Raw genomic sequence first — 405 nt, forward strand, 5'->3', positions numbered from 1 at the left:
GGCTCGCTGCGCGCCGGCACGGACCTGCTGGCCCTCGCCGAGGCGCTGCAGGCCCCGGTCCTGACCACGCTCAACGGCAAGGGGGCCATTCCCGAGTCGCACCCGCTGGCGCTCGGTTCCGACATCCGCCTCGATCCCGCGCAGCGGTTGTGCGAGGACGCCGATGTGCTGCTGGTGATCGGCTCCAAGATCGGCGAGGCCGAACTCTGGTTCAACGCGCTGCAGCCGCGCGGCACCGTGGTCCGGGTGGACATCCTGGAAACGCAGCTGAACAAGAACGTGTCGGCGACCATCGGGCTGGTGGGCGACAGCGCCGCCGTCGTGCCCCAGCTGTTGGCCGGGCTCGAGGGTCATGAGCCCGTTCCGGCCCCCGACCTGGCGCAGCTGCGCACCGAGCTGCGCGAC

At 71.6% G+C, this 405-nt stretch carries 1 pseudogene; it reads left to right on the forward strand.

The annotated features are described in order from the left end of the window. Positions 1-405 (forward strand): annotated as a pseudogene (locus tag AC5RUJ_RS18550) (thiamine pyrophosphate-binding protein); the annotation flags it as partial.

The organism is Arthrobacter sp. Y3223164, from assembly GCF_059091005.1.